Annotated in this window: 13 protein-coding genes and 1 pseudogene; 9 read left to right on the forward strand and 5 right to left on the reverse strand. The window is 56.0% G+C overall.

Features of this window, described 5'->3' with window-relative positions; translation table 11 throughout:
- Window positions 1-16 precede the first annotated feature (16 nt).
- A complete protein-coding gene (gene mutS / locus DDT56_RS03695) occupies window positions 17-2,581 on the reverse strand; it encodes a DNA mismatch repair protein MutS (RefSeq protein WP_136165167.1) in 2,565 nt (854 codons plus the stop codon).
- Window positions 2,582-3,154: 573 nt separating this feature from the next.
- Here mutS and DDT56_RS03700 point away from each other — a divergent pair.
- Window positions 3,155-3,928, forward strand: coding sequence for a type IV toxin-antitoxin system AbiEi family antitoxin (locus DDT56_RS03700; RefSeq protein ID WP_136165168.1), 774 nt, complete (start codon window positions 3,155-3,157; stop codon window positions 3,926-3,928).
- Window positions 3,921-4,838, forward strand: coding sequence for a nucleotidyl transferase AbiEii/AbiGii toxin family protein (locus DDT56_RS03705; RefSeq protein ID WP_136165169.1), 918 nt, complete (start codon window positions 3,921-3,923; stop codon window positions 4,836-4,838). The genes DDT56_RS03700 and DDT56_RS03705 overlap by 8 nt, the downstream gene beginning before the upstream one ends.
- 114 nt (window positions 4,839-4,952) lie before the next feature.
- Here DDT56_RS03705 and dsdA read toward each other — a convergent pair whose 3' ends face one another.
- Together dsdA and dsdX are read right to left on the reverse strand one after the other, a co-directional pair.
- Window positions 4,953-6,281 (reverse strand): D-serine ammonia-lyase, encoded by a 1,329-nt coding sequence (dsdA, locus tag DDT56_RS03710; protein WP_136165170.1) that lies wholly within the window; start codon window positions 6,279-6,281, stop codon window positions 4,953-4,955.
- Between the two features lie 17 nt (window positions 6,282-6,298).
- Entirely contained in the window at window positions 6,299-7,636 is a 1,338-nt protein-coding gene (gene dsdX, locus DDT56_RS03715) for a D-serine transporter DsdX (RefSeq protein ID WP_136165171.1), read from the reverse strand.
- Window positions 7,637-7,863: 227 nt separating this feature from the next.
- On the opposite strand from dsdX, the gene dsdC reads away from it, so the two are divergent.
- Together dsdC and DDT56_RS24340 are read left to right on the forward strand one after the other, a co-directional pair.
- The gene (dsdC, locus tag DDT56_RS03720; RefSeq protein WP_136165172.1) at window positions 7,864-8,790 is read left to right on the forward strand and encodes a DNA-binding transcriptional regulator DsdC; all 927 of its coding nucleotides are present in this window, start codon (window positions 7,864-7,866) and stop codon (window positions 8,788-8,790) included.
- A gap of 211 nt (window positions 8,791-9,001) precedes the next feature.
- Window positions 9,002-9,169 carry a hypothetical protein gene (locus tag DDT56_RS24340; RefSeq protein WP_168197568.1) on the forward strand — a complete coding sequence of 56 codons (168 nt, stop codon included), beginning with the start codon at window positions 9,002-9,004 and terminating at the stop codon, window positions 9,167-9,169.
- On the opposite strand, the pseudogene DDT56_RS03725 reads toward DDT56_RS24340, so the two are convergent.
- Window positions 9,166-9,528, reverse strand: a pseudogene (locus DDT56_RS03725) (Fic/DOC family protein); the annotation flags it as partial. The gene DDT56_RS24340 and the pseudogene DDT56_RS03725 sit on opposite strands and share 4 nt — an antisense overlap.
- A gap of 90 nt (window positions 9,529-9,618) precedes the next feature.
- Entirely contained in the window at window positions 9,619-10,215 is a 597-nt protein-coding gene (locus DDT56_RS03730) for a short chain dehydrogenase (RefSeq protein ID WP_136165174.1), read from the reverse strand.
- A 402-nt stretch (window positions 10,216-10,617) separates the two neighbouring features.
- Here DDT56_RS03730 and DDT56_RS03735 point away from each other — a divergent pair, with 402 nt between their 5' ends.
- The 5 genes from DDT56_RS03735 to DDT56_RS03755 all read left to right on the forward strand — a co-directional run bounded on the left by DDT56_RS03735 (window position 10,618) and on the right by DDT56_RS03755 (window position 15,144).
- Window positions 10,618-11,319 (forward strand): amino acid ABC transporter ATP-binding protein, encoded by a 702-nt coding sequence (locus DDT56_RS03735; protein ID WP_246856723.1) that lies wholly within the window; start codon window positions 10,618-10,620, stop codon window positions 11,317-11,319.
- Between the two features lie 12 nt (window positions 11,320-11,331).
- Entirely contained in the window at window positions 11,332-12,003 is a 672-nt protein-coding gene (locus tag DDT56_RS03740; protein ID WP_136165176.1) for an amino acid ABC transporter permease, read from the forward strand.
- A gap of 7 nt (window positions 12,004-12,010) precedes the next feature.
- A complete protein-coding gene (locus DDT56_RS03745) occupies window positions 12,011-12,679 on the forward strand; it encodes an amino acid ABC transporter permease (RefSeq protein WP_246856718.1) in 669 nt (222 codons plus the stop codon).
- 25 nt (window positions 12,680-12,704) lie between these two features.
- Window positions 12,705-13,583 carry a 4-hydroxy-tetrahydrodipicolinate synthase gene (gene dapA, locus DDT56_RS03750; RefSeq protein ID WP_136165177.1) on the forward strand — a complete coding sequence of 293 codons (879 nt, stop codon included), beginning with the start codon at window positions 12,705-12,707 and terminating at the stop codon, window positions 13,581-13,583.
- Between the two features lie 79 nt (window positions 13,584-13,662).
- Window positions 13,663-15,144, forward strand: coding sequence for an aldehyde dehydrogenase family protein (locus tag DDT56_RS03755; RefSeq protein WP_136165178.1), 1,482 nt, complete (start codon window positions 13,663-13,665; stop codon window positions 15,142-15,144).
- Window positions 15,145-15,149: the final 5 nt, after the last annotated feature.

A 15,149-nucleotide genomic window follows, 5' to 3' on the forward strand; every position in this document is an offset into this window, starting at 1 on the left:
ATCAGCGCCCTGGCGCTTACAGCATCTTCTTCAACTGATACAGCCAGTCCAGCGCCTGACGCGGCGTGAGCGCGTCGGGGTCGATGGATTCCAGCGCCTCAAGCGCCGGGGAGGGCTCGTCATTGGCCAGCAGCGCCAGCTGCGCGCCGTCGATATGGCTGGATGAGGCGTTATTGGAGATCGTTTCCAGCTCCTTAAGCTTCTGACGCGCGCGCTTGATGACGTCTTTCGGCACCCCCGCCAACGCGGCCACCGCCAGGCCGTAGCTCTTGCTGGCCGCGCCGTCCTGTACGCTGTGCATAAAGGCGATGGTGTCGCCGTGCTCCAGCGCATCCAGATGGACGTTCACCACGCCCTCCATTTTTTCCGGCAGATTGGTCAGCTCGAAATAGTGGGTGGCGAACAGCGTCATGGCCTTGATGCGGTTCGCCAGATTCTCGGCGCAGGCCCAGGCCAGGGACAAACCGTCGTAGGTTGAGGTGCCGCGTCCGATTTCATCCATCAGCACCAGACTGTTTTCCGTGGCGTTGTGCAGGATGTTGGCCGTTTCGGTCATCTCCACCATAAAGGTCGAGCGTCCGGAAGCCAGATCGTCCGCCGCGCCGACGCGGGTGAAAATCCGGTCGACCGGGCCGATAACCGCCTGATCCGCCGGAACGAAGCAGCCGATGTGCGCCATCAGTACGATCAGCGCCGCCTGACGCATATAGGTGCTTTTCCCGCCCATATTGGGGCCGGTGATAATCAGCATGCGGCGCTGCGGCGACAGCGACAGCGGGTTGGAAATAAAGGGTTCGCTAAGCACCCGTTCCACCACCGGGTGGCGACCGCCGCTGATTTTGATGCCGGGCCTGTCGCTGAGCGTCGGACACACGTAGTTCAGCGTGTCGGCGCGCTCCGCCAGGTTCGCCAGCACGTCCAGTTCGGCCAGGGCGGCGGCGCTCTGCTGCAGATCCGCCAGATGAGGCAGCAGCAGATCGAAGAGTTCGTCGTAGAGCGCTTTTTCCAGCGCCAGCGCCTTGCCTTTGGAGGTCAGCACCTTATCTTCGTACTCTTTCAGCTCGGGGATGATATAGCGCTCGGCGTTTTTCAGCGTTTGGCGACGAACGTAGTGGATAGGCACCTGATGGCTCTGGCCGCGGCTGACCTGAATGTAATAGCCGTGAACGCCGTTAAACCCGACTTTCAGCGTATCCAGCCCCAGCTTTTCCCGCTCGCGGATTTCCAGCCGGTCCAGATAATCGCTGGCGCCGTCGGCCAGCGCGCGCCATTCGTCCAGTTCGGCGTTGTAGCCCGGCGCAATCACGCCGCCGTCGCGCACCAGCACCGGCGGGGCCTCGACGACGGCTCGTTCAAGCAGATCCCGCAGCTCGTCGAACTGCCCAATCTGCTCGACCAGGCGGCGGATAGCGTCGCTTTCCAATGGGGCCAGCTGCGCCCGGATATCCGGAAATTGCTGAAAGGCATGCCGCATGCGCGCTAAATCGCGCGGGCGGGCGGAACGCAGCGCCAGACGCGCCAGAATACGCTCCAGATCGCCCACCTGCCGCAGGTAGGGCTGTAATTCCGGCGTAATATCCCGCAGCGCCGCTATCGCCTGCTGGCGCTGCGTCAGGGCGGCGATATCCCGGCTGGGCATATGGATCCAGCGTTTCAGCATCCGGCTGCCCATCGCGGTCACCGTGCAGTCGAGGATGGCCGCCAGCGTATTTTCCGTGCCGCCGGAGAGATTTTGCGTCAGTTCCAGATTGCGCCGCGTGGCGGCATCCATAATGATGCCGTCCTGCTGCCGTTCCATGGTGATGCCGCGAATATGCGGCAGGGAGGTGCGCTGGGTATCCTTGGCGTATTGCAGCAGACAGCCCGCGGCGCGCAGCGCGAGTTTGGCCTGCTCGACGCCGAAGCCGTTGAGATCCCGGGTGCCGAACTGCAGATTGAGCTGCTGGCGGGCGGTATCGAGCTCAAATTCCCACAGCGGACGGCGGCGTAAACCGTGGCGTTGTTCAATCAACGACATGGATTCAAACGACTCGGGGTAGAGCAGTTCGGCCGGATTGGTGCGCTGTAATTCGGCGGCCATGGTTTCGCTGTCGGCCGGTTCGGTGACCCGAAAACGTCCGGAGCTGATATCCAGCGTGGCATAGCCGAAGCCGCGGCCGTCTTGCCAGATCGCCGCGAGAAGATTGTCCTGTTTTTCCTGCAGCAGCGCTTCATCGCTGATGGTGCCTGGGGTGACGATACGCACCACCTTGCGCTCCACCGGCCCTTTGCTGGCGGCCGGATCGCCGATCTGTTCGCAAATGGCGACCGATTCGCCCAACTGCACCAGCTTGGCCAGATAGTTCTCGACGGCATGGTGCGGCACGCCGGCCATGGGAATAGGCTCTCCGGCGGAGGCGCCGCGTTTGGTCAGCGAGATATCAAGCAGCTGCGACGCCCGTTTGGCATCGTCATAAAACAGCTCGTAAAAGTCGCCCATGCGATAGAACAGCAGAATTTCCGGATGTTGCGCCTTGAGCTTGAAGTACTGCTGCATCATCGGCGTATGGCTGGCAAGGTCCTTGTCAATCGACTGATTCATATTGATTTTACTCGGTTTTTCACTCTATCGGTTAGCTCTGGAGGCGCGGGAAAAATGGTCGAGCCTTATCTTATCACCGACACCCCAGGTTATTCACCTGTATAAGGCGGGGTGAAAATCAGCGCAACGCCGAATATACCGGATTCGGCGGCGGATTGATTGCGGCAGAGGTCGCGCCCACGGCGGTAAAGCACCACAGGACGTTATCAGAGCCGCGATGGAAAATGTATCTGATTTTGCGAATATTGTTCGGGCGCGCGAAGCGACTCGCAACTTTTCGTGGCGGTGGCAAAGGGAAAAACGCCTTTGCCCATATTGCCGTTGAATATTTTGCACGTCATCGCGCCGTTATCGGCGCTGACGGGAAATACTGGGCTTGTCAGTTCAGAAAATACGGACATGATGTTAAACAAATCAGTCCCCAGTATATTGTCCGTCGTGCCTGCCCCTCGCTAAATCTACCCAGCAAGTTGCATGTCTACCTTTTATAGCTGGGGAGATTGCTTTCCATATTGACATAGTGCCAGCCTGGTAGTTTACTATTTTTAATATTGTTACACTAATGGTGAATGTATGTCATCAAAACTAAACTGGTTTTTGCAGAACACATCACCGGGAACTTTGGTATTACAGTCTTGGTTGACGAAAAATGGTATCAGCCCTTCGCTAGCCAATAAGTATATGCACAGTGGATGGCTGCAAAAACTGCGTGCCGGGGTATACGTTAGGGCCGGTCGTGAACCTCTGTGGACTGATGCTGTGTTGTGTTTACAAAATCAGCTTGGAGTTCCTGTTCATCTGGCTGGGTTGACCAGTCTGACGTGGCAAGGGCGCTCTCATTATCTTCAACCAACGCACCAGACCATTTGGCTCGGTGTGGAAAATAAGGCTTCATTGCCAAAGTGGTTTAAGGAGTTTTCTGGTATTGACTGGTTTCTGATCTCTAATCAGAAGTTGTCTCAGACTGCTGAAAAGTATCTGACAGAGGTAGACATTCTGGGTATTCAGTTGAAGGCGAGTGTGCTGGAGTTAGCGGCTTATGAGGTTGTCGGTGTAGTGCCCGGCAGGCTTTCATTTGAACATGCAGCCGAGTTATTTCAGGGGCTGGTAACCCTGAGTCCACGTAAAGTAGCAGCACTACTGCAATCCAGTCGTTCGGTGCAAGCTAACCGCCTTTATCTGTTTTTAGCCGAATATTACTCTCATACCTGGGCTAAGCGAATAGATAAAACCAAGATTGATTTAGGGGTAGGGAAGCGGCAAATCGTGTCTGGTGGCAAGCTGGATCGAAAATATCAAATCACAGTTCCAGCGCGTTTTGTTAGCAAGGAAATCTCACATGGATAAGAATTCACCTTACTATCGGCAAGTTACTTTGTTGCTCGATGCGTTGCCTGTTGTAGCAACAGAGCGCTGTTTTGCATTAAAAGGCGGAACGGCGATTAACTTGTTTGTTCGTGATTTTCCCCGCCTATCGGTTGATATCGATTTGACTTACATCCCACAGGAAAGCAGGAATGAGGCATTGCCGAATGTCCGCGCTGCATTGAACCGTATTGCCGAAATACTACGACAACAAGCGGATATTTCGGCGGTGCTGCAAACGAATAATACTGATGAAATGCGCATTGTGGTTTCTTCTCAGGAGGCACAGATAAAAATTGAGGTGTCGCCTGTTGCGCGAGGTACGCTGTATCCTCCTGAGGAGCGTGATGTTGTTGCAGCGGTAGAGGACGAGTTCGGTTTTGCTACCATTCAGGTTGTCTCCCTTGCCGACCTTTATGCCGGTAAGCTTTGTGCCGCCTTGGACAGGCAGCATCCCCGGGATTTTTATGACGTCAAAATGCTGCTCGAAACGCAGGGTATTGACCGCCGCATCTTTAATGGGTTCATCACTTATCTGCTTGGACATCCACGCCCGCTGTCAGAGGTTTTGCATCCACGCTGGAAAGATATTTCTGCACTGTATACGAATGAATTTAATGGAATGACATTCGATGATGTTTCTCTGGAAGATCTCAACGCGGTCCCCGAATTAATGATCTCAGCTCTCAAAGCGCAGTTCACGCAGCGGGATTTTGATTTTCTGATGTCCTTCAAACGTGGTGAACCGGACTGGAATCTCGCGCCTGAAAGACAGATTCAGCATTTACCGGCGGTAAAATGGAAGTTGCAAAATATCGGTCGAATGCAAAAAGAAAAGCACATTCAGGCGTTGGCGAAGCTTGAAGAGGTGCTTGTCGGGTGGCTGAAGTAGTTTAAAATTTTATATTTAAATTAACTTATAGTGTCAGTATATGGTTTTTTGTAAACCATAGGCATTAAGCCATAAAAGTACCGGGGTAATAACAGAAGATAAATCAAGTAGTTATTAGCGTCCTTTCGCCAGGTACTGCGCCATTTCCGCTTCCGGCACCATCCCCCCGCCCGTCGCCCACACCAGATGCGTGGCGTTATTTAACCGCCCCGCGCTGAATGCGTGCATCCGCTGGTAATCCGTCGAGGCGCAAACGCGCTGAGGCCCGGCCATGCCTGCCAGCGCCGACGGCTCCAGGCGAATGCCTTCTTCCTGCGCCAGCCAGCCCAGCATGTCATACATGGTTTGATCATCGAGGGTATAGAGCCCGTCAAGAAGTCGCTCCATTGCCCTGCCGACAAACCCCGAGGCGCGGCCTACAGCCAGACCATCCGCGGCCGTCAGGTTATCGATGCCAATTTCCTGTACGGAAATAGCATCGTGCAGACCGGTGTAGACCCCAAGCAGCATGCAGGGTGAATGGGTAGGTTCTGCGAAGAAGCAGTGTACATTGTCGCCAAACGCCAGTTTCAGGCCAAACGCCACGCCGCCGGGACCGCCGCCGACGCCGCAGGGCAGATAGACAAACAGAGGATGGTCGGCATCCACCACGCGCCCCTGCCGTGCGAACTGCGCTTTCAGGCGCTGCCCGGCGACGGCATAGCCTAAAAATAGCGTGCGGGAGTTTTCATCGTCGATAAAGAAACAGTTCGGATCGGACTCCGCCGCCTTGCGCCCTTGCTCCACGGCAACACCGTAATCTTCCTCGTATTCCACCACCGTTACGCCGTGACTGCGCAATTTGGCTTTTTTCCACGCGCGCGCGTCGGCCGACATATGCACCGTGACGTTAAAGCCGATGCAGGCGCTCATGATGCCGATCGACAGTCCCAGATTACCGGTCGAACCCACGGCGATGCTGTACTGGCTAAAGAATCGTTTGAATTCCGGGGAGAGCAGAGTGCCGTAGTCATCTTCGGTGGTCAGCAGGCCTGCGGCCAGCGCCAGTTTTTCAGCATGCGCCAGTACTTCATAAATGCCGCCACGGGCTTTGATGGAGCCGGAAATCGGTAAGTGGCTGTCTTTTTTCAGCAGTATTTCGCCGCTGATTTTCTGTCGGTACTCTTTTTCCAGCCGTTGTTGCATGGCGGGAATGGCGGCCAGTTCGGACTCGATAATCCCGCCGGTTGCGGCGGTTTCGGGGAACGCTTTCGCCAGATAGGGCGCAAAACGGGTCAGGCGGGCATGGGCGTCCTGCACATCCTGCTCCGTCAGGCCGACATAGGGTAAACCTTCAGCCAGAGAGGTTGCGGCCGGGTTAAACCAGGTCGTTTCCTTGAGAGCGACCAGTTCTTCCACCAGCGGATACCGGGCGATTAATGCAGTCATATTGGCGTTTTTCATAGTACGTCTCGTTGCGCTTAGATGATAAAAGAAAGCAGGAATGTGCCGGCCAGTGCAACAACCGAGGCGATAAATGTCGCGGTTGTATAGTATTTAAAGGTTTCATTCAGCGTGGCGCCGCAGTACTGCTTCACCAGCCAGAAGAGTGAGTCGGTGACGATCGTACAGCCAATGGCGCCGGAACCGATGGCAATGGCGATGATCTCCGGACTGACGTTGGGGTAAAGCGGCAGCATCGGGGCGACAATTGCCGTCGCCCCCATCATCGCCACCGTCGCGGATCCGACCGCCGCGTGAAGGATCAGCGCCACCAGCCAGGCCAGCAGAATCGGGTGCATATGCATATTGGAGAGGATCACCGCCAGGGTGTCCGCGAGCCCACTGCTCTTCAGGATGGCGTTGAACGCGCCGCCCGCACCGATAATCAGCAGAATGTTGGCGATAGACCCGAAGCCGTTTTCGGTATGAGTGAGCATCGTGCCCATACTCAAATGCTGACGCAGCCCGAGAATGTAATAAGCCACGAAGACGGCGATAAACATGGCGGTGATCGGGTTACCGATAAATTCCAGCAGCGTATATAGCGTGCCGCCTTTGGTCATATTCAGCTCGCCGACGGTTTTCATCAGCATCAGGCCAATCGGCAGCAGCACGGTAAACAGCGTTGCGCCAAGCGATGGCAGCGTTTTCTCGTCGCGTACTTCGAGGTCGGCAAACTCGGCGGGAACGGCTTTAAAGGGCAGGCGGTCGCCGAGGAATTTCAGGAACAGCGGCCCGCCGACTAACGAAGCCATCAACCCAACCAGCAAGCCATAGACAATGACCGAACCGATATCAGCGCCCAGTTTATTCGCGACGAACAGCGCAGCCGGGTGCGGCGGCACTACGCAGTGCACGGCCATCAGGGCGGTACACAGCGGGATAGCCAGTTTCAGCAACGACGTATTGGTTTTCTTGGCAATTGAAAATGCCAGTGGGATCAGCAATACAACGCCGACTTCAACAAACAGCGTGATGCCGCAAATCAGCCCCACCAGCACCATAATGACGTCTGCTGAGAGCCAGCGACAGCGCTGGAGCGTTAAGCCGATACGTTCCGCCGCGCCGGAGACTTCCATCATTTTGCCAAGAATAGTCCCCAGACCAATGACCGCCGCGAGGAATCCCAGCGTGCCGCCGATACCGCCCTCAATGGCGTTGACCATATCCAGCGGCCCCATGCCCATCATCGCGCCCACGAAGAAGCTGGCTAACAGCAGCGCCAGAAACGGGTGGAATTTGAACTTCACGATGGTCAAAACGATTAACACGATGCTTATTAGCAGCGTGCTCACAACCCAGATTTGTGAGTGCATATCTCACCTTGCCCTGTGATTAACGTAGGCTTATTGGACAAAAAAAAGCCGCAGGCTGACAAACGATATAACTTACCCTTCACATGCGCCAGATTGAATCAATTGGGTGATTTACGTCGAATAATGACCTGTTTATGAGATTTGGTTCAGTTTTATTCATCTCTATGCTGATTTTTGCGGCGCGTTTTTTTACACTTCGGGCTAAGTCAGAGGTCAAAGAGGTTGCTATGGATCCCCTTCGAGACGTCAGGAACCGTTTACTCAACGGCTGGCAGTTATCAAAGCTCTATACGTTTGAAGTGGCGGCAAGACACCTGTCTTTTGCGCTGGCGGCGGACGAACTTTCGTTAAGCCCCAGTGCGGTAAGCCACCGGATTAATCAGCTTGAGGAGGAGTTGGGGATCAAGCTTTTTGTCCGTTCGCACCGAAAAGTGGAGTTAACTCACGAAGGCAAGCGGGTGTTCTGGGCGCTGAAATCGTCTCTGGATTCGTTGAATCAGGAGATCCTGGACATCAAAAATCAGGAGCTGTCCGGGACGCTAACCGTCTACTCGCGGCCTTCCATCGCTCAGTGCTGGCTGGTCCCCGCTCTCGGTGATTTCACGCGTCGCTATCCGTCCATTTCTCTTGTCATTCTGACAGGTAATGACAACGTGAATCTGCAGTGGGCGGGGGTTGACCTGGTCATCTATTTTGACGACGCGCCCTCGGCGCAGTTGACGCACCATTTCCTGATGGATGAAGCCATCCTGCCGGTATGCAGCCCCGAATATGCCCGTCGTTTTGACTTAACGGACGCACTGGTCAACCTGCGGCACTGCACGCTGTTGCATGACCGTCAGGCGTGGAGCAATGATTCCGGCACCGATGAATGGCACGGCTGGGCGCAACACTTTGGGGTAAACCTGCCGACATCGTCGGGCATTGGCTTTGATCGTTCTGATTTAGCGGTGATTGCTGCCATGAACCATATTGGCGTGGCCATGGGGCGCAAACGGCTGGTACAAAAGCGCCTCGAAAGCGGGGAGCTAATCGCGCCCTTCGGCGAGATGGCGCTGAAATGCCATCAGCACTATTACGTGACCACGCTCCCCGGCAGGCAGTGGCCGAAAATCGAGGCGTTCATTGGCTGGCTGCAAGAGCAGGTGAAGTAAGTGCGGATAAAAACCTCGGGGGGAGGGGAAGATTTATTACGTTTTATCTCGAAGTCGCTTCAAAAGAGGGGGGGGGGGGGAGCCTGGGGAGCTGGCCCATAAAGAGCTTAGAGCGCCAGGGATTGAGCCGAAAGGGTAAATATCGCTTCTGCTGACGTAAAGTGATATCATTATTAGCTGTCTTGTATTGGTATTCAACAGAGAGAACCTCATGAAAAATCAAGTCAAAGTAAAATCGGCTAGTCGTGTTTCTCGTGAAAAAATCGTTCGTTCTGTTGCAACCTCTACGGCCATTGAAACCGGTCAGTCATCGGCGGATATAGAAGCTTCTTTAAAAGAGAAACGACTAAAGTATGCCTATCTTAATCTTGCCGTTTAATTGTTTTTTAGTGCCTGACGAACCCAATATTTCATAGGCTCATAATCCATATTCGCGCCGGCATGGATTGCGGATATGTAATGGCTTTTGTTTCCCTCCCAGCATTGATAATCCAGTGTTTCAAATCCAGACTGTGCAGCCATCACATCAGCAAGAAGTCTTGCTATTCGACCGTTGCCGTCACGGAAAGGGTGGAGCAGTATAAACTCAATATGCACTATGGCTATGGCTTCCACTAACTGTTCTATGTCCATCTCTGTGCATGGCGTATAGCGGGAGAGATATTGCCTTTCAAAGTCGTTAAGACATTTTGGTAACAATGCGGCCGCGGCAAAGGGAAAACCGCCTTTGCCCATATTGCCTTGAGTATCTAGCGTGCTATCGCGCCGGCCCAGGAAGGAGCTCTCCATCCTGGGCCGCGCCGTTATCGGCGCCGGCGGGAAAAGGGTTTACCATACCTGATAGATCCGGCCGCTTTCGACGCCTTCCACGCTGCGGCGGTAGGCTTTGGCCACGCGCTCGCCCGGCGCGCTTTCAAATCCGGGGAAGAACGGACCGTAGCTGTCCAGGGATTCGGTCAATACCGTAGGGCTCACGCCGTTGAGCCTGATATTGCGCAGCTCGCAGGCGGCCGAGAGGATAAATCCTTCCAGCGCGGCGTTGACGGTGGTGGCATTGACGCCGTCCCGAATGGGATTCTGGGCCAGAACGCCGCTCGTCAGGGTGATCGATCCGCCCGCGGAGAGGTGATGCTGTCCCTGGAGGACGATGCGTACCTGGCCCAGCAGCTTGTCCTGTAGCCCGATCTGGAATTGCTCGGCGCTCATGCCGTCGAGCGGGCCGAAATGGACGTTGCCGGTGGCGCTGACGATGGCGTCCAGCGTGCCGATATTGGCGAACAGCGCCGATACGCTGTCGTCCGAGGTCAGGTCCACCTGAAAATCCCCCGAATGCCTCCCTGCCGTCAGAATATGATGATCCTTGCCAAGCTCGCGGGCGACGGCGCTGCCGACGGCGCCTGAGGCACCGATGATAAGTATTTTCATAAATGCTCCTTTAACTGCCATGGGTTTAACTCTGGACCTGTTGCGCAATAAGCCGTGGAACCGACGCACGGCGGCGGAACCGCAGTCTGTTTTATCATATCTGGCCGACCGGTTCCCCCCCTGTTATCGCGGATGTTAAATATAAGTAAATAGTATTATTTAGCGTTATTCGTTTTATGATTTTATAATTTCATTCTAATGCATACAATTTTGCACACAATAGTAATGGCAAAATAAATGTGCTTTTCAGCGCGCTGTGGAGGAATGATTATGAGTACTCGTTATTTGACGGCAGTCGAAAAACATTCTGCGCAGGAAAGGACGCAAAATTCCGAGGATTACGCCCGCGGAGACTTTATTCAGCTACAGAAAGTCAATAAAGCCTACGGCGACTTATCGGTGATGAAAGATTTTGATCTGACGATGAAAGCCAGCGACCGGCTGGTTATTATCGGCCCCAGCGGCAGCGGAAAAAGCTCATTATTAAGAGTATTAATGGGGTTGGAGGGAATAGATTCCGGGACGATAAACTTTCAGAAGCAGCACTATATTACCGGCAGTGATTTCAAAAAAGTCAATATTCTGGATTTCAATATTCAAAGACAGATTGGCATGGTTTTTCAGCACTATACTTTATTCCCGCATTTATCGGTGCTGAATAACCTGATCCTGTCGCCGGTGAAAGTTCATGGCGTCGGCAAGAAAGCGGCGATCGACAAGGCGATGTCTCTGCTGGCCAGATTCGGCCTGGAAAGCAAACGGAACGCCTACCCCAGCCAGCTATCCGGCGGGCAGAAACAGCGCGTCGCCATTGCCCGCGCGCTGATGCTGGAACCGAAACTGATGCTGTTCGACGAGGTGACCTCGGCGCTGGATCCGGAAATGGTGACGGAAGTACAGAAAGTGATGATGCATCTGGCGGAACAGAATATGGCGATGATTATCGTCACGCACGATATGCATTTCGCCCGCCATATCGCCACGCGCGTGGTTTTCTGCGCCGAAGGCAAAATCGTTGAACAAGGCCCCCCGGAAAGAATATTTACCCAGCCTGAAGAGGCGCGCACCCGCGAGTTTTTAGAGAAAGTCCTCCACCTTGATTAAATGAGGCCGGCAATGAATTACCAATTCGATTTTCATTTTCTCAACGGCAGTTTTCCCGCCCTGTGGGATGGATTAAAGGTAACGCTGGAGCTGGCGCTGCTGGCGAATATTATCGGCCTTACGCTGGGATTTCTGATCTGCCTGATGGCGATGAGCCGGGTATTTATTTTCCGCTGGCCCGCGCTGTTATTTATCGAGTTCTTCCGCTGTACGCCGGTGTTATTGCAGATTGTCTGGTTCTACTACTGCGTGCCGATACTGTTTAATCTTTTTATCGATCCGCTGTTTATGGGGATTCTGGCGCTGGGTCTTAATTTGACCGCTTTCAACGCCGAGGCCTATCGCGCCGGCGTCCAGGCGGTGCCGCGCGAACAGCGGGACGCCAGCGTCGCGCTGGGTCTGCGGCCGTGGCAGCAGACGCTGTATGTGGTGCTGCCGCAGGCGTTTAGATCCGCGCTGCCGGTGTTGATGACCAACGGCATCTCCATCCTGCAACAGAGCGCGCTGGTCGCCATTGTCGCCATCGCCGACCTGATGTACGTGGGCAAAAGCATCGCCACCGAATCCTACCGCCCGCTTGAGATCTATTCATTGATCGCCCTGATCTATTTCGCCTTGTCGCTGCCGGTTTCGCTGGTGGTCGGCGGTATTGAACGCCGCCAGAACGCGGCGAGCGGACGATGAGGTAGCTATGATGACTCTCGATTTTTCAATCGTTTTTTCCTACTGGCGGGTACTGCTGGACGGCCTGGGGCTGACGCTGGCGTTTACGCTGAGCAGCGCGCTGATTGGCTGCCTGGCGGGGTTTTTGGTGGCGTCGGTACGGCTGTCGCGCTTCAAAATACTCGGCTGCGTCGTCACGCTGTACGTCGAGTTTTTTCGCGGCACGCCGCTGTTAATCCAGCTGTTCTGGGTGTTTTTCTGCTTTCCGGTGTTATTCCGCATCGACATTCCCCCTTATGGCTGCGTGATGATCTCTCTGGTGCTCTATATGGCCGCCATCAGCAGCGAAACGTTCCGCTCCTCGCTGAAGTCCATCGAAAGGGAGCAGTACGACGCCTGCACGGCCCTCGGACTCGGCTGGCGGGTAAGAGTGTTATTCGTCATTTTCCCGCAGGCGCTGTTACGGGCCGTTCCCCCGCTGCTTTCCAATATTGTCAGCCTGTTTAAAGAGAGCGCGCTGATTTCGTCGGTGGGCGTGGCGGATCTGATGTTCGTCGGACAGAACATATCGAACAGCACCGCGCGTCCCGTTGAGTTTCTGAGTGCGGTTGCGGTGATCTATTTCGTCGTCGCCTTTCCGCTGACGCGCCTTGTCGGCGTGATAGAGCAGCGCCTACTGCGCCGTTACGCCATGTAATTTTTCATTAACTGGAGATGTGAATATGCAACTGACAGGCATTCTTCCCGCCCTGGTGACCCCGTTCACCAATACAGGCGCCGTGGATTACGACACCCTGGCGGCGATTCTGGAGTATCAGCTGAAAGCGGGCGTCAACGGGTTTGTTCCGCTGGGGTCCACCGGCGAATATTACGCGCTGACCAATGAAGAGCGGCGCCGGATCCTCAAGACGGTGCGCAGCGTGGTCAACGGCCGCGGCACGCTGATCGCGGGAGCGAACGGCTCCTGCACGCGCGAGGTGATCGAGCAGGTAAAACAGGCGGTCGACGAGGGCTATACCAATCTGCTGATTGCGCCGCCTTATTACGCCCTGCCTTCGCAGGAAGAGCTGATCGGCCATTACCAGGCGATTCTCGACGCTTTCCCGCAGATCAACCTCGTTCTTTATAACTACCCGATCCGCACCAATGTCGAAGTGGGATTCGGCGTGCTGGAGGCGTTTAAAGATCACCCGCGGGTGGTGGGCATCAAAGAGAGCAGCGGCAGCGTGCAGCGCGCCATCGAAATCAGCGACAGCTACGGCGAAAACTATCAGCTCTCCTGCGGCTCCGACGACGTGGCGCTGGATTTCTTCCTGTGGGGCGCCTCGAGCTGGATATGCGGGCCGGCCAACTGCTTCCCGGAAAAGATTGTCTCCTTTTACCGCCGCTACGCCGCCGGGGATCTGGCGGGCGCCCAGGAGGTGGTGCGCGCGCTGTTCCCGGTGATGGCGAGCATGGAAGCCGGAAAATTCATTCAGAAGGTGAAGTATGGCTGCGAACTGGCGGGTTTCGCCGTCGGTAATGCGCGTATGCCGCTTCAGCCGCTGACGGAAGAGGAGAAAGCGGCGTTCCGCGAGGTTTTTACCGCGGCCAACCGCTGAATTTGCCGGCGGGCCGTTGCCTGAAAACGGCCCGCGGCGTTGAACTGAATTTCCGGCCTTTAGCCGACGGAGTGTACGCATGCAGTTGTTTAACCAGCTTTATATTGACGGTAAATGGGTGGACCCGGTGCAAGGCGGCCGCTTCGCCACCCTCGATCCCAGCAGCGAGGAGGTCATTTCGCAGGTGGCCGCGGCGACGGCGGAAGATATCGATCTGGCGGTGAACGCGGCGCGACGGGCGTTCGACCAGGGGCCGTGGGGCGCGACGACGGGCCGGGAGCGGGCCGACGTGTTGCGACGCATGGCCGATTTGATTCGCCGGCGCCAGCAATTTCTGGCCGAACTGGAGGTGCGCGATAACGGCAAGCCGCTGCCGGAAGCGCTGTGGGATATCGGCGACACGGCCGGTTGTTTTGATTTTTACGCCGATCTGGCTGAAAAACTGGACGAAAACGGCGAACAGGCGGTGCCGCTGCCCGATGAGCGCTTCAGCTCCGTTGCGCGCAGGGAGCCGGTGGGCGTCTGCGGCGCCATTATTCCCTGGAATTTCCCCATGCTGATGGCGGCGTGGAAAGTTGCGCCCGCGCTGGCGGCGGGATGCACCCTGGTGCTCAAACCGTCGGAAGTCACGCCGCTTACGGCGCTGCAACTGGCGGATATCGCCGATAAGGCCGGATTGCCGCCCGGCGTATTGAATGTGGTCACCGGGCTGGGTGCCGAGGCCGGCGCGCCGCTGACGGAGCATGAGGGCATCGACAAACTGGCGTTTACCGGCAGCGTGCCGACGGGCAGAAAAATCATGCAGGCCGCGGCGCGGGAGATTAAAAACGTCAGTCTGGAACTGGGGGGGAAATCGCCTTTCCTGGTGTTTGCCGACAGCGACGTCGACGCCGCGGTGGAGTGGATCCTGTTCGGTATTTTCTGGAACAAGGGCGAGGTCTGCTCGGCGACCTCCCGGGTGCTGGTGCAGCGGGACCTTTATGACCGGCTGATGAGCAGGCTGATTGAAGAGACGCAAAAAATCACCATCGGCAACGGCATGGAGGAGGGGGTACTGCTGGGGCCGCTGGTGAACGGCGCCCAGTACCAGAAAGTCAGCGACGCCATCGAGCGCGGGAAGCGGGAAGGCGTCCGGCTGGCGACGGGCGGGGCGCGCCCGCGGCACCTCGACAAAGGCTATTTTATTGCGCCGACGGTATTTGCCGATGTGCCGACCGACAGCTGGATCTGGCGCGAAGAGATTTTCGGTCCTGTGGTATGCGTACGCGCTTTCGACAGCGAAGCGGAGGCGATCGCGCTGGCGAATGACTCCCGTTTCGGGCTGGCGGCGGCGGTGATGTCTGCGGATCTGGCGCGCTGCGATCGCGTCGCCCGCCGGTTGCGCGCCGGCATCCTGTGGATCAACTGCTCCCAGCCCACCTTTACCGAAGCGCCCTGGGGCGGCGTCAAGCAGAGCGGCATCGGCCGGGAGCTTGGCGAGTGGGGGTTGAATAACTACATGGAGGTCAAGCAGATAACCCGTTACGACAGCACTGAACCCTGGGGCTGGTATCTCAAATAAGGAAC

Source organism: Brenneria corticis, from assembly GCF_003115855.1.
In the GTDB taxonomy this organism is placed as follows: Bacteria; Pseudomonadota; Gammaproteobacteria; order Enterobacterales; family Enterobacteriaceae; genus Brenneria; species Brenneria corticis.

Coding starts and splice junctions, on each gene's coding strand:
- mutS (WP_136165167.1), bottom strand. CDS start 2,581: ATGAATCAGTCGATTGACAAGGACCTTGCCAGCCATACGCCGATGATG.
- DDT56_RS03700 (WP_136165168.1), top strand. CDS start 3,155: ATGTCATCAAAACTAAACTGGTTTTTGCAGAACACATCACCGGGAACT.
- DDT56_RS03705 (WP_136165169.1), top strand. CDS start 3,921: ATGGATAAGAATTCACCTTACTATCGGCAAGTTACTTTGTTGCTCGAT.
- dsdA (WP_136165170.1), bottom strand. CDS start 6,281: ATGAAAAACGCCAATATGACTGCATTAATCGCCCGGTATCCGCTGGTG.
- dsdX (WP_136165171.1), bottom strand. CDS start 7,636: ATGCACTCACAAATCTGGGTTGTGAGCACGCTGCTAATAAGCATCGTG.
- dsdC (WP_136165172.1), top strand. CDS start 7,864: ATGGATCCCCTTCGAGACGTCAGGAACCGTTTACTCAACGGCTGGCAG.
- DDT56_RS24340 (WP_168197568.1), top strand. CDS start 9,002: ATGAAAAATCAAGTCAAAGTAAAATCGGCTAGTCGTGTTTCTCGTGAA.
- DDT56_RS03730 (WP_136165174.1), bottom strand. CDS start 10,215: ATGAAAATACTTATCATCGGTGCCTCAGGCGCCGTCGGCAGCGCCGTC.
- DDT56_RS03735 (WP_246856723.1), top strand. CDS start 10,618: ATGAAAGATTTTGATCTGACGATGAAAGCCAGCGACCGGCTGGTTATT.
- DDT56_RS03740 (WP_136165176.1), top strand. CDS start 11,332: ATGAATTACCAATTCGATTTTCATTTTCTCAACGGCAGTTTTCCCGCC.
- DDT56_RS03745 (WP_246856718.1), top strand. CDS start 12,011: ATGATGACTCTCGATTTTTCAATCGTTTTTTCCTACTGGCGGGTACTG.
- dapA (WP_136165177.1), top strand. CDS start 12,705: ATGCAACTGACAGGCATTCTTCCCGCCCTGGTGACCCCGTTCACCAAT.
- DDT56_RS03755 (WP_136165178.1), top strand. CDS start 13,663: ATGCAGTTGTTTAACCAGCTTTATATTGACGGTAAATGGGTGGACCCG.